19 protein-coding genes and 1 pseudogene are annotated in these 20,887 nt (G+C 41.1%); 6 read left to right on the top strand and 14 right to left on the bottom strand.

The window, feature by feature from the left end; genetic code table 11:
* Positions 1-211 precede the first annotated feature (211 nt).
* From IJT21_07090 to IJT21_07080, 3 genes are read left to right on the top strand one after another with little or no spacing between them, the layout of a single operon-like run.
* Positions 212-898, top strand: a complete 687-nt coding sequence (locus IJT21_07090) for a ParA family protein (GenBank protein ID MBQ7578010.1) — start codon at positions 212-214, stop codon at positions 896-898.
* A gap of 1 nt (position 899) precedes the next feature.
* Positions 900-1,427: a citrate lyase holo-[acyl-carrier protein] synthase gene (citX, locus tag IJT21_07085; GenBank protein MBQ7578009.1), complete on the top strand. Its 528-nt coding sequence runs from the start codon at positions 900-902 to the stop codon at positions 1,425-1,427.
* The gene (locus IJT21_07080) at positions 1,424-2,209 is read left to right on the top strand and encodes a tyrosine-protein phosphatase (GenBank protein MBQ7578008.1); all 786 of its coding nucleotides are present in this window, start codon (positions 1,424-1,426) and stop codon (positions 2,207-2,209) included. Before citX ends, IJT21_07080 begins: the two co-directional genes overlap by 4 nt.
* Positions 2,210-2,268: 59 nt before the next feature.
* Here the strand turns inward: IJT21_07080 and IJT21_07075 are convergent, their stop codons facing one another.
* The 14 genes and pseudogenes from IJT21_07075 to IJT21_07010 form a co-directional block, all read right to left on the bottom strand.
* The gene (locus IJT21_07075; GenBank protein MBQ7578007.1) at positions 2,269-2,994 is read right to left on the bottom strand and encodes an ABC transporter ATP-binding protein; all 726 of its coding nucleotides are present in this window, start codon (positions 2,992-2,994) and stop codon (positions 2,269-2,271) included.
* A complete protein-coding gene (locus IJT21_07070) occupies positions 2,994-4,307 on the bottom strand; it encodes an efflux RND transporter periplasmic adaptor subunit (protein ID MBQ7578006.1) in 1,314 nt (437 codons plus the stop codon). The genes IJT21_07075 and IJT21_07070 overlap by 1 nt, the downstream gene beginning before the upstream one ends.
* A 16-nt stretch (positions 4,308-4,323) precedes the next feature.
* Positions 4,324-5,160 carry a PHP domain-containing protein gene (locus IJT21_07065; protein ID MBQ7578005.1) on the bottom strand — a complete coding sequence of 279 codons (837 nt, stop codon included), beginning with the start codon at positions 5,158-5,160 and terminating at the stop codon, positions 4,324-4,326.
* The gene (locus IJT21_07060) at positions 5,161-6,447 is read right to left on the bottom strand and encodes a TolC family protein (GenBank protein MBQ7578004.1); all 1,287 of its coding nucleotides are present in this window, start codon (positions 6,445-6,447) and stop codon (positions 5,161-5,163) included.
* Between the two features lie 97 nt (positions 6,448-6,544).
* A complete protein-coding gene (garR, locus tag IJT21_07055) occupies positions 6,545-7,441 on the bottom strand; it encodes a 2-hydroxy-3-oxopropionate reductase (GenBank protein ID MBQ7578003.1) in 897 nt (298 codons plus the stop codon).
* Between the two features lie 42 nt (positions 7,442-7,483).
* A pseudogene (locus tag IJT21_07050) lies at positions 7,484-7,891 on the bottom strand (type II deoxyribonuclease).
* Positions 7,888-8,103 carry a DpnD/PcfM family protein gene (locus IJT21_07045; protein ID MBQ7578002.1) on the bottom strand — a complete coding sequence of 72 codons (216 nt, stop codon included), beginning with the start codon at positions 8,101-8,103 and terminating at the stop codon, positions 7,888-7,890. Before IJT21_07045 ends, IJT21_07050 begins: the two are co-directional and overlap by 4 nt.
* A gap of 11 nt (positions 8,104-8,114) precedes the next feature.
* Positions 8,115-8,879 (bottom strand): hypothetical protein, encoded by a 765-nt coding sequence (locus tag IJT21_07040; protein MBQ7578001.1) that lies wholly within the window; start codon positions 8,877-8,879, stop codon positions 8,115-8,117.
* Positions 8,876-10,072: an ATP-binding protein gene (locus tag IJT21_07035; GenBank protein ID MBQ7578000.1), complete on the bottom strand. Its 1,197-nt coding sequence runs from the start codon at positions 10,070-10,072 to the stop codon at positions 8,876-8,878. The genes IJT21_07040 and IJT21_07035 overlap by 4 nt, the downstream gene beginning before the upstream one ends.
* Before the next feature lie 55 nt (positions 10,073-10,127).
* Entirely contained in the window at positions 10,128-10,880 is a 753-nt protein-coding gene (locus IJT21_07030; protein MBQ7577999.1) for a hypothetical protein, read from the bottom strand.
* Positions 10,877-11,611, bottom strand: coding sequence for a hypothetical protein (locus IJT21_07025; GenBank protein MBQ7577998.1), 735 nt, complete (start codon positions 11,609-11,611; stop codon positions 10,877-10,879). Before IJT21_07025 ends, IJT21_07030 begins: the two co-directional genes overlap by 4 nt.
* A gap of 24 nt (positions 11,612-11,635) precedes the next feature.
* A complete protein-coding gene (locus IJT21_07020; GenBank protein ID MBQ7577997.1) occupies positions 11,636-12,994 on the bottom strand; it encodes a hypothetical protein in 1,359 nt (452 codons plus the stop codon).
* Between the two features lie 4 nt (positions 12,995-12,998).
* Complete coding sequence (locus IJT21_07015) at positions 12,999-14,048, bottom strand: hypothetical protein (protein MBQ7577996.1); 1,050 nt, start codon at positions 14,046-14,048, stop codon at positions 12,999-13,001.
* Positions 14,049-15,233: a hypothetical protein gene (locus tag IJT21_07010; protein ID MBQ7577995.1), complete on the bottom strand. Its 1,185-nt coding sequence runs from the start codon at positions 15,231-15,233 to the stop codon at positions 14,049-14,051.
* 142 nt (positions 15,234-15,375) lie between these two features.
* Between IJT21_07010 and IJT21_07005 the strand changes: the two genes are divergently transcribed.
* From IJT21_07005 to IJT21_06995, 3 genes are all read left to right on the top strand, one after another.
* Complete coding sequence (locus tag IJT21_07005; protein MBQ7577994.1) at positions 15,376-15,726, top strand: thioredoxin family protein; 351 nt, start codon at positions 15,376-15,378, stop codon at positions 15,724-15,726.
* Positions 15,727-17,106 carry a hypothetical protein gene (locus IJT21_07000; protein MBQ7577993.1) on the top strand — a complete coding sequence of 460 codons (1,380 nt, stop codon included), beginning with the start codon at positions 15,727-15,729 and terminating at the stop codon, positions 17,104-17,106.
* Between the two features lie 532 nt (positions 17,107-17,638).
* Entirely contained in the window at positions 17,639-20,881 is a 3,243-nt protein-coding gene (locus tag IJT21_06995) for a response regulator (GenBank protein MBQ7577992.1), read from the top strand.
* The last annotated feature ends 6 nt before the right edge of the window (positions 20,882-20,887 follow it).

Below are 20,887 nucleotides of genomic sequence, written 5' to 3'. Positions count from 1 at the left end.
AGCGTCGATGGTACTGTGTGGGGTACACACGGGAGAGCAGACCGTCGCCAGTTTATAATTAAATCAGAGAGGAAGTCTTTATATTAGGGCTTCCTCTTTTCGTATGTATTGTGCTTATATTTTCAAATTTTCGAGTCAATGTTATAATATTTTTATCTCAAGAACTTATTCAACTTTCATAAATTCATTAATCAATCAGGAGGTTATTTGCGTGGCTATAAAAGTGGCTTGTTTCAATCTTAAAGGCGGAGTCGGCAAAACAACATGGGCGATAATATTGACTCAAATTGCTCTTATGCATAAACAAAATGTCGTAGCTTTTGATCAGGACGAACAACAAAATTTTTCTTACTATATGTCCCATTTGAAAGATAATGTCAGCTTCAAAAATTTATTAACTGTACGCACTGACCCACTAAAAGAGGAACATTTTAATATTTCAACAGACTGGCTGATAATAGATTGCCATCCTAGTGCTAATGAACTCTCTAAATTTGCTCTAAAGAACGCTGATTTTGTGTTGATACCTGTAACCCCTAATATCAATGATGTAATGCATTTAGATAAAATTAGGACGATTGCAGGTGAAAATAAAGAATTAATACAGTTTCCTATTGTCAAAATCGGTTTTGGCGCAGCTGGTGTGGGAGCTGTTGCAACACATGTAGATCAAATAATAATTGACATGGGATTTGCACCTGCTGTTATAGGAAATACGTTATATTATAAACTTATTACAAAAAATTTATATTGTGTACCTAGAAAATGGTGGTCTGTAGGGCTTTCTGCTAATCAGCGCGAACCTTTCGAAAATATTTATACAGAGCTTTTGCACCGTTATAACCAGCTTTCTGCAATAAGAAACAAAAATAAAAACTGGGACGCAACCGGAGAATAGATTGAGCCATACTATTTTTATGACTGGCAGTGAAATTAATTTATCTCAAATACTGGCACGTCGTGAAAAACGCGCACACGAACAAAAAATTTTTCTCGATAAATATCACTCGCCGTTAATATCATTCAATATGAACATCCCAGGCCCGATCAAGACAAATTTACTAATCCGCAAAGCATTCGATACGGGAAAAAATTTAATTCTTGACTCCCTCGCGCAAATTAACGCAAAAATTAATGACTCTCTTGAGACTCACTCGGACACAGGCGACGAGCTTTTATTGTCAGTCAGCAACATTTCACCGGAAAATTTGAAACTTTTAGCACTCAAAATCGAGAATAACTCACAAATCGGCCGTTTATTTGATATTGACGTGATAAACTCTGACGGGGTTAAATTATCGCGAAAAACTTTTAGAAAGTGTCTAATTTGTGATAATCAGGCTCAAGAGTGCGCGCGCTCAAGGACTCACACGGTTCAAGAAATGCAAGACGCAATCATGAATTTATTGACAGAGGCTAATTTATGAGACGTAAAATTTTTTTATTCGCGGTTATATTTGCGTTTATAGTTTTTCCGGCGGAATCGGCTGTCAGGAACGCAAAAGATTTCTATAAAAGTTTATCGCGCAGACTCGGCAGGGACAGGCAGAATTATTCATATTTGACCGACAGAGAATTTGCTAATTTCCGCGAAGTAACAACAACTGGAATCGGACACAATAAATTATACCGCTCATCATCGCCCGTAAAAAATTGGGGAAATAGAAATCTTATCGCCGACAAATTAGCTCAGGAAGCAGGAGTCAAAACTTTTATAAACCTCGCTGACTCATCAACAAGCATTAAAGAATATCCAGACTTTGACGCAAGTTATTACAGTAAACAGAATATCATTTGCTTGAATCTCAGCACAAAATTTTTCACCGGCAAATTTAGAAAAACTCTCGCGCGCGGTATTAGATTCATGATCAACAACGAACCGCCATATTTAATTCATTGCGATTTGGGCAAAGATAGAGCCGGCTTTGTGTGTGCATTGATTGAGTGCTTGATGGGTGCTTCTGCAAATGAAGTCGTGAGCGATTTTCTGATCTCGTTTTATAATTATTTCGGGATTGTGCCGGATTCTGACCCTGACTCAGAGTATAATTTTGTCGCTGATAACGAGATTCGCGCGTTCCTTGCAAAGGCTTTCGGAGTCAAGAGCATTTATAACGCCAATTTACAAGAATGTGCAGAGAAATATTTTATCGGTCTCGGTCTCACTGTTGATGAAATAGAATCGTTGCGAAATAAATTAAAACCTTGACAACTTAATGAATGAGTAAAAAATTTTCCCCCGCTAATGATTCAAACGGGGGATTTTCTTTATTCCTGCGGCTTTGCTTCTGTGTCGAGTTGATCTTTTTTCGGTGCTGCCTCGTCTGCAATTAACTGCCCGTCCCTGAAGCGTAAAACTCTTTGACTCCATGTTGCAATTTCCGGCTCATGAGTTACAAGAATTACTGTTATACCCTGCTCGTGAAGTCCTGAAAAAATGTTCATGATCTCAACGGTAGTTTTTGTGTCAAGATTTCCGGTCGGCTCGTCAGCTAAAATAATCGGTGCATTTCCCACTATTGCGCGGGCGATTGCGACTCTTTGCTGCTGTCCTCCGCTCATTTGTGAAGGCTTATGATGTAATCTTTCACCGAGTCCGACTTTTTCGAGCGCGTTAATAGCGGCCTTACGTCGTTCCGAGCCCTTTACACCTCGATAAAGCAAAGGCAATTCTACATTTTCTACAGCGTCAGACTTAGAGAGCAAATTAAATCCCTGAAAGACGAAACCTAATTTTTGATTGCGTATGTCTGCAAGCTCGGCTTTATTCTGATTCTTGACGTTCACGCCGTCCAACTCATAATAACCGGAAGTAGGGACATCGAGACAGCCTAAAATATTCATCATTGTAGATTTTCCCGAACCTGACGGCCCCATAACACACACGAACTCACCACGCTCAATTTTGAACGATACAGAATCAAGCGCGCGCAATTCAACATCACCGGTCTTATAAATTTTTACGAGATCTTTGACTTCTATTATGCTGCTCATTATCTTGGACCCCCGCGTCCGTCCGGTCTTGGCCCTCTCGGTTGTCCTAATAGTCCGCCTCTTGTTGTTGTGCCTGTTGTTACTCCTGCTTGAGCATTTACTACAAGATTCACGCCTTCACGCAAAATTTCCCGCGGGCCTCTGTCTGGTCGTGTGTCGCCGTCTGGTCTGGGCGGTCTTGTTCCCGTGCTAATTTCTTTGACGAGTTCTACAAATCTGCCGTCAGTTACTCCCGTTTCGACTCTTATCGGACGCATCATAAATCCGTCATGTTCAGGCCAAAGAGTCCCGGTGTTAAGAGTCTTTCTCATCGTTAAAATATTTCTGTCAAATGAAATAGTCTTCAGCAAATCTTCAGGAGGAGTGAATCTCAAAGCAGCTACAGGGATTCTCAAAACGTTTTCGGCTTTTGCTGTCTCGATTGAAACATTTGCGGTCATTCCCGGTTTGAGCTTTAATTCCTGATTATCGACGTGAATAATAACTGTATAAGTTACTACATTGTCCGTAGTTGTCGGGGCGATTCTTACCTGTACAACTTTGCCGTTAAAAGTCTCGTCGGGGAAAGCGTCGACTCTGAATGTAACGTTTTGACCCTCTTTAACTGTTCCGATGTCGGCTTCGTCAACTTTTGTCTCAATTTTCATCTTTGAGAGATCCTGCGCGATTTTGAATAATGTAGGAGTCTGATAACTTGACGCGACTGTCTGCCCTGCCTCAACTTTTTTGTCTATTACTATGCCGTTAACCGGAGAAGTTATGCGTGTGTAGCCGAGATTCGTTTTTGCGCGTTCGACTGCGACTTTACCTTGTTCGACCTTTGCGCGTGCGTCCTTGAGTGCTGCCCGTCTGACTTCGAGATCTGCTGCGCTTGTGTCAACTGTACTGCGTGCGATTAAATTTCTGCGTAATAATTCCTGATTGCGCTTATATTGTGCTTCAGCGTCCTTCAATGATGCCTGCGCGCTTGATACACTCGCCTGCATACCGACTAAATTTGCCTGCGCCTCACTCAATGCTAATTTCTGCACAGAAGGATCTATTAACGCTATTAACTGGCCTGCTTTGACGACTGAATTATAATCAACGTATAATTCTTTGACTATGCCTGAGACCTGAGTCCCTACTTCTACTACGCTGATTGCGTTTAATTCACCTGTTGCCGTAACTGTTGAAGTGATATTCCCCCGCGATATTTGTGCCGTTACAAGTCCGTAAACTGTCGGCTCTTCGTGGAAGAAATAATAATATATTCCCCAGCCTCCTGCTGCTATGAGTGCCAGTAAAATTAATTTTTTGATTCCTGCTATCATGTTCTATACTCCTTCTCTATAATATTTCTAAAATCGTAATTTTATTTGCATCAACTATAATATTTTCAGCGTTGAGTCTGCCTAACGGGATAGATTTATTTTTGCCGTGATAGTCGCTGCCTCCGGAAATAAATAATTTTCTTGCATGTGCGATTTCTGCGAGGGATTCACATTTTGCAAGCTCATATTTTGAATAATAGCATTCAAGCCCGTTTAACCCGTAAGATATTAGCTCGTCGAGTGTCATAATAAATTTTTCGCGCGGTAATTCCGGTTCACGTTCACCGCCTAAAGGGTGCGCCCATACTGCTACGCCGCCAGAGTCAATAATCGCATTAATTGCAAGTTCTGCGCTTATCTTGTCGATTCCTGTCCTGCATTTGTCTATAAAATTTTCTATTGCTTCAGGTCTTGTGCGTGCGAATCCCTTAGCTATTATCATATTTGCTATATGAGGTTTGCCGACACTTGGAATTGACAATAAATTTTTTATCTCGCTGTCAGTGAACGTAATTGCAAACTTATCACGAAGTAACTCAATGCGCCTGAAAAATTTTGCGTGCCTCAAGTCCTCGCCGGTTTTGATAGCTTCACGGAAAGATTTATTATTCTCGTCGTAATTAAGGCCTAAAATATGACACTTGCTATTACTTCCGGTTATGCAGGAAAATTCTATACCCTGAACAAATTTTATATTTTCCGGTATGAGTTCGCGAATCTTAAGCGCGCCCGTTATTGTGTCGTGATCAGTCAGGGCAAAAATATTTATTCCTGACTCCGAAATTTTTTGCAGCAGTTCTTCAGGCGAGTCTGTACCGTCTGAGGCGTTCGAGTGAATGTGCAAATCTATCATCTAAAATTTTCCCTCGATCTCCGGCGGTAAATGTCCGAGTGCTGAGTCTAAATCCGTCCTTGCTGCCTGAGCGTCGTATAAAGCTCTGTAATATGTAGCTCTTGCAGTTGCTAGACTCGATACTGCGTCGCTTACTTCGAGTGCATCGCCGACTCCTACTTCATAGCGTCCCCGTGCAAGAGTCAAATTTTCTTCTGAATATTTCATAGCCTCTTCTGAAGATTTAACGGTGTTGATTGCTGCTTTGAGAGTCAGAGCTGCACTTCTTATAGATTGAGTGATGGTATTTTTTGCGCTCTCAACGTCTGCAAGGAGTGATTCAAGTTGTGCCCGTGCTGATTCGACTGCTGCCTTTGCTGCTCCGCCGTCTATAACCGGTACATTGAGACTCAAATCTATAGTGTATTCGCGTGAAGGGTTATTTCCTTCGCGTTTTCCGTAAGTCCCGCCGGCTGAAGCTGTAATCGTAGCAGAATTTGAACGCGCTGCACTCTTTATCGCGAGTTCTCCGCCTCTCACGTCATGAAGTAATTTTCTGTAGTCCGGACGATCCTGCAAGGCTGTAGCTACTAAATCATTCATATTTTCTGCGGACTCAGGCAATAACAATTTTGACGATAAAGCGAGATTAAATGCTCCTTCTATGTCAGTACCCATTGCGACTCGTAAAGTTTCTTGAGCGACTAGAATATCATTTTCTGCCTTTAACAGTGAGACTCTAGCTGCTGCAACGTCTGATTTTGCTTTAGTAACGTCGATTAAAGATTTTTGCCCGACATCGTAGAAACCTTGTGCGCTCCGTAAATGTTCCTCAAGGCTTGCTAATTTTTCGCGCTCGGTGTCCCTGTTTAAAATTTTGAGTACTAAATCATAATAGGCTTTCTTTGCATTTGCTGCTACTGTTATTTGAGTATTGCGCTCTGTTTCGCGTGAACCTAGTATGCTTTCATTCCTGATTTCTTTGCTGAGACGATTTTGTCCGGTGTCATAAATAGTTTTCGAGGCCGTAAGAGATAAACTCCCAGCGTTCATGTTATCGTCCCAGTATTGAAAATTGCCGCTGTTCGAGGCTGACCCCCTGAGATTAACGGTGACTCTGTCTTTAGCTTTGAGTGCTTCAAGTTGAGCTTGTAAATCTCTTGTTGCTGCCTGAGATTTTCTCAATGACGGGTGATTTGTCAGAGCAAGCGTTAAACATTCCTCAATGGATAAAGCTGTAACCTCTTGAGCACCTGCAAAATTTGCCGACAAAGCAATTAACATAACAACTAATAATATTCTGCGCATAAAATAACGCTCCCATAAAAAAATTGACCTCATGAAATTAATTTTATATTAACTCTCATGAAGTCAGTATAGTTAATCTTTATGAAAAATTTGTGATTTAACCGCGAGTTATTTGTGTGTTGGCCATTTTTTCATAAACGAGTGCTAATGCGCTGTGATCGTTCTGTCCTTTGCCGTCGCCGTGTAAAATCTTCATCATCTCGAAAACCTGCACAGTTAAGGGAATCGGCGAGTCAACTGATTTTGCAGCGTCCATTACATTTGTTAAATCTTTTATGTGCAAATCGATTTTGAATCCGGGCTTAAAATTTCTATCCATAATCATGGGTGCTTTTGCGTCCATAACAGTAGAGCCTGCGAGTCCGCCTCTGATTGCCTGATAGATTGCTTCAGGGTCAACGCCTGCTTTCTTGCCGAGCATGAGAGCTTCACTAACTGCTGCGATATTTACTGCAACAACGATTTGATTGCAAAGTTTTGTTACATTGCCTGCGCCTATATCACCGCATAAAACAACGCTTGAGCCCATAGCCTTTAAGACCGGTTCAAATTTTGCGAAGACTTCTTCTTTTCCGCCGACCATGAAACTTAATGTGCCGTCGATAGCTTTGGGTTCACCGCCTGAAACAGGAGCGTCAAGCATGTCAATACCTTTTTTCGCGAGGGCTTCTGCGATTTCACGGCTTGCGATAGGGTTAATTGATGACATGTCGATAAATGTTGCACCTTTTTCCATGTGATCGGCGACTTTGTCATCTTCGAGCATTACACTTTTTACGTGCGGGGAATTGGGGAGCATTGTCAAAACGAGTTCTGCGCCTTTTGCTGCGTCAACTGCATTTTCTGCGGCGGCTGCTTTACCTTGTCCGAATTCTACAACGTCTGCAATTACAGCTTTGTTCATGTCAAAGACTCTAAGCTCATGACCGGCCTTGATTAAATTTTTTGCCATAGGTTTGCCCATAATGCCGAGTCCGATAAATCCGATTTTCATTTTATGACACCTCGATAAAAAATTTTTTATGGATATATTGAATTATATCAGAATTGTAATAATATCACCTGAGTTAAAATCGTTTTCTGTCTTCTTCCAGCCGAAACCGTCAGTTATCCATACGAACACACAGCCGGGAATTTTGCGCGCCTCGTTGGCAAGAAATATATAGCTGCGTGCTGTCTCGTTGAGTTTGGAACCGCCGTCAGTGTAAAAATTTGTCTCTATTACGTAAATATGTTCTTCTGTCTTGACGGCGAAGTCCCAGCGTTTATTTTTTCCTCTGAAATCTGATGGGAGGCCAAGTTTCGGGCTTGTTACTTGCTTCTGAAATTTTACTCCCGATTGTGTGAGAAATTTTGCAACAAGTTTTTCCATTTGCTTTCCTCCCCTATTTTTACGGCTATTAGAGTCTAAACCTGTTTCAACGCCTGTTACATAATCTTTTACTCTATATCATTATCGCTGTATTCTGTTAAAATTGCGTTATCGTCAGCTGGAAGAGTCTCAAACTCTACACCGCAAAAATTTTCTGCATCAAGCACGTGTATACAGTCGTAATAATCTTCGCGTACTTTCCAAAATGCCGCGTCTTTGTCTTCTGCTTCGACAATAACACTTTTTGTCAATGTCTCTGTTATTATTACTTCAAATTTCGGCATGGTATCAGCTCCTAAAAAATTTTTCTGTATATTCCCCTCCCGACAAAGTCAATAAAGCCTTTATCACGCAAAAATTGCAGCTGCTGGCGAATCTTGGCAGTAATATTATGATTCTCCGGGTGCTTTTCTGCGAGCTCTGACTCAAATTTATATAGTTCGTCGAGTGAAAATATTTCGTGAGTGATCTTATCAAGACATCTCAGAATGTCAAGCAGCCATCCGCGCAAGTTCATATTATCGAGTCTGAGTCTCGCCGAATAACTATAATTTTGCATGACGACAGATTTTGCTATTTCTTGACGGGACTCAATGACTGCTATTTTTCCGTTTTCAGGTATATTGCCGTAAAGAATATAAGATCCGATATAGCCTGCTCTTCTTGCTGTAGGTGATAGAGGCTTGCGAATCTGCAAAATATCGGGCGTGAAAAAATATTTAGGAACAAGAGTCAAATTTTCTACTAGATTTTCATGATAGCCCAGCACAAATAAATTCGGGTTGGTCCGGCTCGTAATTCGTTCAAGGGCTGAATAATAAGCACCGTCTAAAATTTTTTTGCCGATTGAATTACTTTTACTCTTGAGTTCGTAAATTTCCCCGCAATTATCGCACATAAAATCCGCTACTTTCGCATTATTAGGGAGCTTAACGAGAGAATCATAACCGCATACAGGACAATACATTTCGTGTGAGAGCCAAGATTCACTAATGACTCTGACTCGCTGTGAAAGTGCCTTATATTTCAAGCCGGTAATTTCGGGAAAAGCCAGATTCATTTTTCCCCTAACAGATAATCAATATATTGTCTTGCTGCCCGCCCTGTTTTGCCTCCGTGCTGAATTTCCCACCTGTCAGCACCATATAATAATTTTTCGCGTTCAATTTCGAGTCCTGCCTCTTTTGCAAGCTCAATTACTATATCATGATAATTTTCTCGTGTAGGACTTGAATAATTTATGGCGATTCCAAATCTTGAAGCTAACGACAATTTTTCTTCTACAGTGTCGGATCTGTGAATGTCGCCTTTGTGTTCCATGTCATCGCGATCCTTCCACACTTCACGGACTATATGACGGCGGTTTGATGTTGCGTAGATTAAAATATTTTCCGGTTTTGTCTCGATTCCGCCCTCGATAATTGCTTTGAGGAATTTATAATCAATCTCGTTTTCCTCGAATGACAAATCATCAATGAACAGAATAAATTTATAATTTCTGCGTCTAAGTTTATGGGCGATCTTGAGAATATCTCTAAATTGATGCTTGTAGACCTCAACGACTCTGAGTCCCTGCGAAAAATATTTATTTAACAGAGCTTTAACGCTTGTAGATTTTCCTGTGCCTCCGTCGCCGTAAAGCAGGACATTATTTGCGGGCCGTCCGTTGATAAATGCTTCAGTGTTGCGCGTAAGTTCTGCCTTCTGAATCTCATAGCCGACAAGATTCTCAAGTTTTATATTTTCGTCAACTTTGACAGGGATAATTTTTCCCTCATAGTATTTAAATGCACGATTGAGCGCAAAGACTCCTACGCCGTAATTTGCATAAAAGCTCGTAACATGATTATAAAATTTTTCGGGTGAATCAGAGTCAGCTAATTTCCTGCTAAGTTCACAGATTATAGAGTCAGATTCATTATTAGTACTCTCGAAATTTTCAAGCCATTTACGGGAAAAACTAAAAAATTTCATGAACTCTGCAAAATCAGAAATTGCAATACTTTCAAGCGTTCCATCAGGGGGAGTGCGTCTCTCACATGAAAGCGAGAAAAAATTTTCATCGTTCACAATAAAATGAGTCAAATAATTCTGCCACACATTACCGGACGCAAAATTATTCTTTATGGCAAGCTCTATAATTTTCCCGGCCGATAAATTCAAATCGGGCATATTATAAGCATTCAAGCAATAATCTATCATGAATAAATTTTCACTCCTGAACACAAAAATTTTTATGATTATACAGCACAAAAAAATGACTCCGCGAAAAATTTTCACAGAGTCAAATAATTTCGTACAAAAAATTTTATTTCGTGACTCTAATCTGCCCTAGCCAATAATAACCCCATTTTCTAGACTGCTGCGCTAAATAAGGCGTGTCTTGTTCGTACCATTTGAAGCCCGATCCCCTCACGAATCTTTGAATATTGGTGTATTCGCGTCTGATTGCGTTTGCGGGGTTCTCGCTGCCTCGTCTGTTAATCTGATACCATGTTCGGCCAGTCCATATATAAATCACTGCCGGTTTTGCTCCCTTCCATGCAACTGGGACAGCAGGTTTGTCAAGCACTCCGATTCTGTCAATTGTTCCCTTCCAATTTCCGACTGACATAAAATCGCCCCTGAACGCCCAATCAGGTATATACGTAGAATTTTTTTGCCCCATTGCCATTTGTGAGCGCGTATAAGCTCCCTGTCTCACTGTTAAGAACTCATCGCCGGGGAGTCTTCTAATTGAAGAAATCTGCGCATCACTGACCCATTTTGTAATGCCGGCTGTCTCCGGAACAATTGAGCCGACTACATAACTTGTTGCAACGAGATTCGGGCCTTCTGACGTGCCGTATACCCACATTCCATCAGGATTTTTTTTCACGGGGTAGCCGTCAAGAGTTATATACCAGTCTTTAGGCATGTTATAAGGCTTGTACACGTAAAATGTCATTCCGGCATAGGGCGACTCAGGCACTAAAAGAGGTTCAGCAACATAAACTTTTGCGCTTGAGGTTGACTCTAACAGCAATAACGCAATGACAGCAGCAAAAAATTTTTTCATCATCGATAATCACTCCCTAAATTTATTACTCCGAGCCACTCATAACCCCATGAATTAGTATATTGCGCTAAAACGTGCGAGTCCATGTCCTGCCAGTGAAGCAAATTAGCTTTGTTTGTCTCGACAGTCAATGAATAAATTTCGCGCCTCAACGTACTTAATGCACTAGAAAAATTACTGCGCGGAAAAATCTGCTTCCATTTTGCGCCCGTCCACACGTAAATAACATTTGGATAATCGCCCTTCCACGCAACCGGGACTTTTGGCCGGCTCAAGACTCCGACTCTGTCAACACTTCCGCGCCATTTACTTATGGACATAAAATTTGAGTCTCTTGTCCAATCAGGCGAATAAACCGGCGATGAGCTGTCAACTTCAATTATTCGCGGTGCTTCGGGTTCTGCTGCTTGAGTGCCTAAAATGGGAGCAACTGACGAGACTCGCGCGTTATAGGGCTTGAGCTTCACAACTTGAGGAATCACAGAGCCTACAACATAGCCCGTTTTTGTTACAGCACCGTTATTGTATGACGCATAATACCAAATGTCTTTATTCTTATATACAAGATAGCCGTCAAAAGTCGCGTAAATGTCAATCGGCAAATTAGCAGGCTTATAAACATAAAAGCTCATGTAATGATATGCAGGCTGAGTGACTCTAATTGCATTATCGGCCGCAAAAGTTTTCGACGCAATCAAACATATTATAACCGCAAGAAATTTTTTAGCGTTCATGATTCTTTCTTCAGCCTCCATGAATTAATCTTGATTTCTCTGACCAACCGGAGGAATCGGAGTCTCTGAAATCGTACCGGGGTCAGGCGAAAATTGTCCTACAGGCGGTAAATATTGCTGCTGGGGGACTCTTTGCGGTTCCGGTTCAGGTTCAATTCTCGGAGGAAGAGTCGGCGGAGGTGTAACAGGCTGAGTCGGTCTCGTGATTTGCGGTTGTGTTGGCGTTGGAGTCGCTGGTCTTGCAGGAGTCGCCGGTGCTGGAGTCGTTGGTCTCGCCGGTTGAGTCGGTGCAGGCGTTGCAGGTCGAGTCGGCGGAGTCGGTGTTGCTGGAGTCGTTGAAGGTCTTGCAGGAGTGCGAGTCCTTGACGGCTGAGTCGCAGGTTTGCGCGTGGGTTTTGCCGGTGCTCGTTTTGTCGGAGTCGTTTTCGCGGGCGCTGCTGGTTTTCTCGGCTGTCTAGGAGTCCTCGTTGTAACATTAATTTTTTGACCTGGTTCGGGCGGATTATATAAGGGCTTATCTGCTCGAACAATTTGCGGCGCGGGCTGTGTCGCTGGAGTCCTTATAACGGGATCTGCTGTAACTTGATTATAAATTGTGCTGTCAGTCGAAATAATTGCGCTGTTAGAAGGCGGAATATATGCGGGTGTGCGTCCTCCTTCAGTCTGTAACTCATCGGGCGACGGAGGAACATAAATAGAAGGCTGCCATCTATCGCCATCAATAGGAGTTGAGCCGGGCTCAGGAGGTGTATAAACGGGTACGCTTGGGACTTGAGGATCTGCGGGGGCATTCGGGAATCTATTTCTATCGCGTGCATTCGGGGGAACTGTTGTAATTCCACGTCCGGAAGTCTCAACAGGATAAATTCTCGCGGGTCGTCTCGGATCCCATAAAGGAGTCTTCAATGGGTCATTAGGATAATAAACGACTCTCGACAAAGGCTCAAAGCTCGGATCTATCTGCACTGCTTTTGTGAAATAATATTGTGCCTGATAAAAGCTCCCGATATATTCATGATATTTCCCGTACCAGTACCATACATTAGGATCGTTTTTGTTCGTCTGGATAGCTTTAATCAAATATGGCTTGGCTGCCTCGTAACGTCCTTGATTCAATAAATTAATTGCCTGCTGTAAATAATTAGGCGCGGGCTTGGGTGCAGGTTTAACAGCTCGACGGGGTGCAGGTTTGGGAGCGGGCTTTCTTGCTCTGACTCGTCGAACTGATTTTTTCGGCGGTGTCGGGGGAGTTGGAGTCTTTGCGGGCTGCTCCGGATATGGGTTATAAGGCGTGCTGTCGTCTTGCGGTTCTCCGTCGGAAAATGCCGGATTATTATTTATCAGCAGAAGCACTATGATTGACAGAATAAAAATTTTTCTCATTGTCTCACCTTCCTGTTATAGTCGTGCGCTTGATTACTAAGTCATTAAGCTGGATGGGCTCTTTCTGGTTGTCGCGTATAACTTGAACGATTGCATTATCTTCATAAACTTTTATAACTTTTACTTTGCCGATAACTTTCGGGATTACTGCAATAGGCTCTTCGGGCGACACTGTTACATATGTATCGGATCTCACAACATCAAGAATCTCACCGACTCTGACTCCATCCTGCGAACAGTTTGCAAATGCTCCCAGAGAAATTATATATTTTCGTCGTATGCGCTTTGAGTCTGCTGTAGGTGATAAGATTCTTCCTGCTGTTACGTATGACGGTGAAAAATTATCGTTCGCTGTTAATTGCGCGCTTGGGTCGTTGCTCCTGATTGCGTTGCGAATTTGAGTCATTGCCTGTTTCTGTGCTTCCTCGATAGCTTTTCTTATTGCTGCCCAGTAAGGAGTCGTATTAAATTGCTGCCAAGTCGGGCGACTCATTCTTTGACCTTTGTAGGGCTGCTGAGTGAGTCCGAACAAATCGAGTCCGTCTCTAAATGGGCGGCCTAAACCCTTAATTGTTGCGTCAAAGAAAAAAACATCAGACTCCGAGTCAAGCGTAAATCTTCTGTCGGTGCCTTTAACGTTTCTGACTGATAATTCTTTAACCTGCGCTGTGTCATAGACTCTGATTCGTATCAAAAATTTTGCTGACTCATAATTGCCGAGTACATGTCTTTCACGCATTGTCGAACTAAATAATTCAATTTGTACGGCCATATCATCGCCGCGCCGTGAAGAAGATAGCCACTGATTCATGCCTGCTTCATCAAGAGTCCTGACATCAACAAGGGGCGAACGCTTGAACATTGACTCTAAATAATCATTCATTTTCTGCCGCAAAACGTCATACGGATAAAATTTGCTCTCCCAGACCTCAAGCTCTGTAGAATTTTGCGCCGGAAATATCACAACTGAAATTCTGCGCGGAAGTTGTGCAGCTTCAGAGATTCCCACTAACAGCAATAAAATTATCACGCACAAAAAATTTTTTACTCGCATTTAATTCACCAGTCCTGCAAAACTTTTTACATAGGGCTTAATATTTTCGTACCATTGTTTAAACTGTTTCGCCCATAAAAGCCGCGTCAACGTAAAGAAATCGTCTTCAGTGCTTCCCATAGTATCATTATGTAAGGCAGCTTTATAAATTTCTGTCGGAATCGTTATCATTATATCGCCGATATGTTTTGTCGTGTTCATTCGGGGAACGCAGCCGAAAGCAGTTAATCCCATTGTCTCATTCTCGAAAAAAGTTACTCGATAAGGAACATCACCAAGAGTCCCGCTTGAGAAATCTACCCGCCTTGAACGTGTAAAGCCCCGCTCTTGTGAGTCCTTCTCGCTGTCTGAGACGTAATTAATAATAACTTCATCAATATAATAATAGTGCCTGATATAAGCTGACAATTTATGACCGAGCTTAAATAATGCAGGATCGTGAAGAGATAAATTTTTCACGGGAATCTTCATTGTTGGCAAATTTCCGGGTGCTTTGGGTCTCTCGCCTGCCGACCATAAATAATCGGACATTTTCGTGCCTTCAGCTCCGCAATATGAGAAACCTAACAACATAGCCGCTGCTGTAACTCTAATTACGTTGTGCCAGCGTTCAGGGTTAATTTTCTTGAGTGCTGCGGGGATTCCTGTATTTATGAGTCCTTCAACACTTCTTGCAGCCTGAGAAGGGACACGCATTTTTTCAGGAATCATTAAATCTGACTCAGCGTCATTAACAGGAAAAAACGGCCGGAAAATTCCAAATGGTAACTCCTCACGATCTCCGGACGCGTCATTAATCCATAGAGACGAGCGTTTATCTTCGGACATTAAAGCAATTTCGCCCGCACTCGATACAATTTCGGGACGGTGTACAGCTTTCTCAATGTCGACTACAACCTGAAAAAATTTGACTCTAAAGTTAGTATTTACAGCAAAGGCCGCTAAAATTTTTTGTATTGCCGGTTCGAAGTCCTGCACTTGGTACGAAAAATTTTCATCGCGTTTTTTGCCGTTGATTGATAAAGTTCTGTCGCGCTTCTCTACCCATGCAATATGAATTAATTTGCGCTGATTCTTGTTCTTGTTGAATATCGACAAACGCGGAGTTTTTCCCCTTGTCCACATCTGAAGGGCTAAATTTTCGTCTATATCGTATGAACTTATAATTTTTCCTTGTTCGTCCATGTTTAGGCATCGCTCCTTTTCGTAAAATTTTGTGTGTATTTATGCAATTATAGCGCAATTAAATTTAGTTATTATTATGGATTAAGATTATCGCTCAAAGTCTTAAAATTTTATATTATTTGCAAAAATGGAGTGTATTATCATGAGAGGGAAAGTCAGAAAAATTTTTATGAGCCTCGTATTAGTTCTTATATTTGCCGGTTCTGCGTTTGCCGGAGTGCCTAGTATTATAATGCTGTCGACTCGTTCGTGTTCTGCGTGCGCAAAAATGTCGGGAGTCCTGCGTGAGATTAATAATCAATATCGCGGGAGAATTGCTACAACAAATATTTATCTTGATAATAACCCTGATATAGCGAAAAAATATAATATTAGATTCGTCCCGACTCTGATATTAAGAGACTCAAACGGGAAAGAAATAGCAGTTGAAGTCGGTTATAAATCGTCTGAAGAAGTGTTGAAAATTTTTGAGAAAGCAGGAGTGAATATTTAAGTGTGTAGAAAAATTTTATTTGCGCTCGTGTTCATTTGCGTTATGGGTGCGGGTGCTTTTGCTGACGATTTAAAATTTTCTGCTCGGCCTATTGACTGCGTGTCTCAAACTATGTTAGCAGACGGAAAGCCCGTAACTTTCAGATCATGGCTTGATATTCCATATGTAACTAAACCTGTAGAAATTGAATATCAGCGGTTAAATATTTATGTACCTGAAGAATATTTCAACGGTGAGACTATCAACGGCTACACTGCAAAAACTGCACCAATTTTCATGCCCAACGGTGTAGGAGGTTACATGCCGGGAAAACAATTAATCCCCGCAAATGATTTAATGCACGGAGGAGCTAACGTCTCACTTTACGCACTTTCACGCGGTTATGTAGTGATTACTCCTGCGATAAGAGGCAGAACTCTCGCAAACGGCAAAGCACCGGCATTGATTGTCGATTACAAAGCTGCTGTCAGGTGGGTGAGGCACAACAAAGACTCTTTACCTGCAGGAGACACAGAAAAAATTATTTCCGACGGTCTCAGCGCTGGAGGTGCGTTATCTTCACTGTTAGGCGCGACGGGTAATGCTCCGGAATACGAAAAATTTTTACGCGAAATCGGAGCAGCTGACGAGAAAGACAATATTTTTGCTTCAGTCGTTTATTGTCCGATAACAGATTTAGATCATGCTGATATGGCGTATGAATGGGTATTTAACGGGGTTAATATTTATCACATGGGACCAGCGCGCGAAATGGACGAAAAAATGAAGGCTGCTTCTGAGACGCTCAAGAAAAATTTTCCCGATTATGTGAACTCGTTAGGCCTTAAAGATTACACGCTTGACTCTAACGGTATGGGGACATTCAGAAATTTTGTAGAAGGCTTATACATTGAGTCGGCGCAGAAAGCTCTTGACAACGGCGAAGATTTAATCGGGCTTGACTGGCTTGTGATTGAGGGCGGAAAAGTTAAATCAATGAACTTGCAGAAATATGCTGTATGGGCTACAAGAATGAAAGCGGCCCCGGCATTTGACGCGTTAAATTGCAAATCTTTCGAGAATAACGAATTTGATGATAAACATTTCACGCAATATTCTTTCACACACTCGACTTCAGATAATCCCAAAATGGCCGACTCTGAAATTATTAGACTCATGAACCCATTAAATTTTATCGGCAAAGCTGACACGGCCAAGCACTGGCGAATAAGGCACGGAGTCAAAGATCGCGATACTTCTATGGCTGTACCTGCTATTCTTGCGCTGAAATTAAAAGAGTCCGGCTGTAACGTAGAAATTTCTGCTGCTTGGAATGTCCCTCACGACGGAAATTACGATTTAGATTTATTATTTGCGTGGCTGGATAGTATTTGCAAGTAAATAAAATTTTTGCCCGTTCGCGCTGCTTTATGAGTTCGAGCGGGTTCGCGTTTATTTCTAAGTATGGCAGCTAGACTTTAATATCAGTAAAAAATTTTTCATGTTAGCGCTACAAATTGTTTCAGATACAAAAAAGTTTTCGCTTTTAACGTGAGAACAGGACGAAAAATTTTCACGCTATAAATTATCAATCAAATAAATATCTCGCGCAAATACACACCTTAAGCAAAAAAATTTTTTCATGAATGCTTGCTGTCATTGAGAAAAATTAAATTTTTTGTAGTTGTAAATGTAGTTGCAAAATTTATAACTTCACTTGAGTAACTTGATGGTAAATTTTTTGTTATTATAGCATAGGTCAGTAAACATTTTTGGGAATCTATGACAAAATATTTTTGTTGAGCTAAAAACTTGAATATTTATAAAAAATTTGTTGTCCTCCCCCCTAAAACCCGTTTTTCTCGCGCTCTTTTTCCCCGCCCTTAATTATAAACGCACGTTGTTGCGGCAAACAATAGCAGCCGATAAAATTTTGACTTTACTTGAATATAAATTGTTCGGAAAAAATTATCCCTCTAGTAATATAATAATTACATCTCGCAACATGAAGGAGCAAAATTTACAGACTCACTTGAATATCTTTACGGGAAAATATCATATAGGCAGCACAAAATATTTACTTGAATATAAATTGTTCAGGAAAAATTATCCCTCTAGTAATATAATAATTACATCTCGCAACATGAAGGAGCAAAAAATTTTTATGTGCCGTTCTCTGCCGGACGAAATAAAATTTATCGAAACAGTTAAGCAGCTCGGTGACAGAGCAATTTTAATTGACAGCAGCAATTATGAAACACTCTTTATATCGCCTGAATTTCTCGCAATGATTGAGGCTGACTCAGGAGATTATAATTTTATGCAGTTAATTCACCCTGAAGATATTTCGCTCGTTGATTATATGCTCGAACACAAGCACTCACCCGACGAGTCAAAAATTTTGCAGCTCAGAATCTCTACAGCCAATAATAATTTAATCTGGTGTGAAGCTCATTTTGCATTTATCGAGTCAAAATATATTTATATAACTTTCTCGGACATTACCAGATTCAAAAATTATGAGGAAAAAATACGCACAAGTTATGACACTATCGGGCAAAATTTTTATCATCAGGACGAGCACACTCTCGGAATGTTCAGAGCTGATTTAACTCTTGACGAACTCGAAGAAATTAGGGGCAGAGACATTTTTATAAACGAGTCTGACATAAAAATTTATTCTGACATGCTCAAATCACGCGCAAAACACTATATAAATTTCATGGAACGCAAAAAATTTCTTGAAACTTTTAACGTTGACTCACTGCTTGACTCATATATAAAGGGTCAAATTTCTACTAAGCAGGTGTTATTGTCAAAGCGCGAAAACGGTACTATCTGCTACGTTGAATTTTCTGCGATGATGACAAGAAATCCCCTTAACGGCCATGTCGCAGCATTTATCACAGAGCGTGAATGCAATGACTCAAAAGTTTATCAAACTATAGTAGATAAAATTCTTGCGCGCCAGTTCGAGATGATTGCATATATAGCAACCGGAAAATATCATATTACAGTCAGTGAAGAGTTAGAAGGCAGCATACTCCCGAAAAATTCACATGACATTTTCAGCCAATATATAAATGAAGAAATCGTACCAATTTTACACGGCACAGACGAGCAAAAAAAGTCTATGGCTCATTCTCTTGCACCTGACTCGATTGCGTTCGGGACTCAAAGAAGTGCGCTCTATGAGGTAAATATTACGTGTGAGATCGACGATAAAATTTTTCACAAGCAATTCAATTTTTACGCCGTTAATCCGGGATTCTTTATTGTTCTGGTATCCGACACGACGAGACTTCACAAGGAACAGGAAGCACGCAGCACACAATTAGAAGACGCATTAGAACTCGCAAAGGCCGCAACGATTCAAGCACGCCGGGCAAATTCCGCAAAAAGTGAGTTTCTCGCAAATATGTCTCATGAGATCCGCACGCCCATTAACGCTGTTCTCGGCATGAATGAAATGATTATCCGCGAAAGCACTTCAAGCCGCATAACAACTTATGCCCGAAACGTTGAGAGCGCCGGGAAAAATTTACTCTCGATAATTAACGATATTCTTGACTTCTCGAAAATTGAAGCCGGAAAAATGGAAATCGCAGAGAGTGATTATAAATTAAGTTCTGTGCTGAATGACGTTACTAATATGATAGTCTTCAAAGCTAGACAGAAAGATTTAAAGTTTACAGTTAATGTTGATGAGTCCTTGCCTGATGATTTGTTCGGCGATGAAGTAAGAGTCAGACAGGTCGTAACAAACGTTCTCAACAATGCAGTAAAATATACTCGTGAAGGCAGCGTATCACTTGATGTAACAGGAACAAAGCAGGGCGAAAATATTAATCTCGTCTTCAGAGTTAGCGATACAGGAATCGGCATAAGAGCAGAAGACATACCGAAATTGTTCAAGAAATTCGAGCGCATTGACCTCGTGCAAAATAATACAGTCGAAGGCACCGGATTAGGACTCTCAATCACTCAGAATCTTTTACGCATGATGGACGGAAAAATCGAAGTTACCAGCGAATACGGCAAAGGGTCAACATTTACGATATATTTGCCGCAAAAAATTATTTCACCCGAACCGATCGGAAATTTCCAGGAAAAATTTGAGCGTTATGTTCATGCTTTACGCGCATATAAAGAGTCATTCAAGGCTCCTGACGCTCATTTGTTAGTAGTTGATGATACAGACATGAATTTAACAGTTATAGAGGGATTATTAAGCAAGACAGAAATAAATCTTGACACGGCCTCAAGCGGTTTAGAAGCACTCTCACACACTCAACGCACAAAATATGATTTGATTCTCATGGATCAACGTATGCCGCAAATGGACGGGACTCAGACTCTTAATAACATTCGGGCGCAGGAAAACGGACTAAATATTGACACGCCGATAATATGTCTTACTGCCGACGCTGTATCAGGTGCAAGAAGCAAATATCTTGAAGAGGGCTTTACTGATTATTTATCGAAACCAGTAGAGAGCGCGAGTCTTGAAGCAGCGTTAATTAAATATCTGCCGCAGGAAAAAATTTTATTGCAGGAGGGCGAGTCAGAACAGGAAATTTCAGAATCTCACGAGCCTTCAGAGCTTGAAAAATTTTATTCACTCACCGACGGACTTAATTACGACGAGGCCATTAAAAATTGTGCAAATGAGTCGATCTTAAGCAAAACTTTGACTCAATTCTGGAACTCAATAGATAATAATTTGCGCGACATTGAGAAATTTTTTAGCGTGTCAGATATTCATAATTATACGATCAAGGTTCATGCGTTAAAGAGTTCTGCACGTTTAATCGGGGCTGAAGAGTTATCAAGCAGGGCCGCTCACTTGGAAGACTGCGGAAATAATAACGATCTCGACGAAATAAAATCAAAGACTCCGGAATTAATTGCGCTTTATAAATCGTATCGGGAAAAATTATCGCCGCTTTACGTGAATAATGACGCAGAATTAATCACTCCCGAAAATTTGCATGAGGCCTATGAAGCTATAAAGGAATTTGCAGCAACTTTTGACAGCGACTCTATTGATGGGATTATTGCAAGTTTGCGCGAATATAGAATCCCCGAAAATGAGTCAGAGAGATTCAATATTATTGCGTCATGTGCTGATTCTGCTGATTGGAACGGATTAGAGCAGGCACTAAAAGATTTATAGACAGGA

This window comes from Synergistaceae bacterium (genome assembly GCA_017443945.1).
GTDB lineage: Bacteria > Synergistota > Synergistia > Synergistales > Aminobacteriaceae > JAFUXM01.
This window is presented reverse-complemented; position numbering and strand designations above follow the sequence as displayed.

Excerpts from the sequence above, each read along its gene's own strand:
- IJT21_07080 (MBQ7578008.1), top strand. The coding sequence starts at position 1,424 with ATGAGACGTAAAATTTTTTTATTCGCGGTTATATTTGCGTTTATAGTT.
- IJT21_07075 (MBQ7578007.1), bottom strand. The coding sequence starts at position 2,994 with ATGAGCAGCATAATAGAAGTCAAAGATCTCGTAAAAATTTATAAGACC.
- IJT21_07070 (MBQ7578006.1), bottom strand. The coding sequence starts at position 4,307 with ATGATAGCAGGAATCAAAAAATTAATTTTACTGGCACTCATAGCAGCA.
- IJT21_07065 (MBQ7578005.1), bottom strand. The coding sequence starts at position 5,160 with ATGATAGATTTGCACATTCACTCGAACGCCTCAGACGGTACAGACTCG.
- IJT21_07060 (MBQ7578004.1), bottom strand. The coding sequence starts at position 6,447 with ATGCGCAGAATATTATTAGTTGTTATGTTAATTGCTTTGTCGGCAAAT.
- garR (MBQ7578003.1), bottom strand. The coding sequence starts at position 7,441 with ATGAAAATCGGATTTATCGGACTCGGCATTATGGGCAAACCTATGGCA.
- IJT21_07045 (MBQ7578002.1), bottom strand. The coding sequence starts at position 8,103 with ATGCCGAAATTTGAAGTAATAATAACAGAGACATTGACAAAAAGTGTT.
- IJT21_07040 (MBQ7578001.1), bottom strand. The coding sequence starts at position 8,879 with ATGAATCTGGCTTTTCCCGAAATTACCGGCTTGAAATATAAGGCACTT.
- IJT21_07030 (MBQ7577999.1), bottom strand. The coding sequence starts at position 10,880 with ATGATGAAAAAATTTTTTGCTGCTGTCATTGCGTTATTGCTGTTAGAG.
- IJT21_07025 (MBQ7577998.1), bottom strand. The coding sequence starts at position 11,611 with ATGAACGCTAAAAAATTTCTTGCGGTTATAATATGTTTGATTGCGTCG.
- IJT21_07020 (MBQ7577997.1), bottom strand. The coding sequence starts at position 12,994 with ATGAGAAAAATTTTTATTCTGTCAATCATAGTGCTTCTGCTGATAAAT.
- IJT21_07015 (MBQ7577996.1), bottom strand. The coding sequence starts at position 14,048 with ATGCGAGTAAAAAATTTTTTGTGCGTGATAATTTTATTGCTGTTAGTG.
- IJT21_07010 (MBQ7577995.1), bottom strand. The coding sequence starts at position 15,233 with ATGGACGAACAAGGAAAAATTATAAGTTCATACGATATAGACGAAAAT.
- IJT21_07005 (MBQ7577994.1), top strand. The coding sequence starts at position 15,376 with ATGAGAGGGAAAGTCAGAAAAATTTTTATGAGCCTCGTATTAGTTCTT.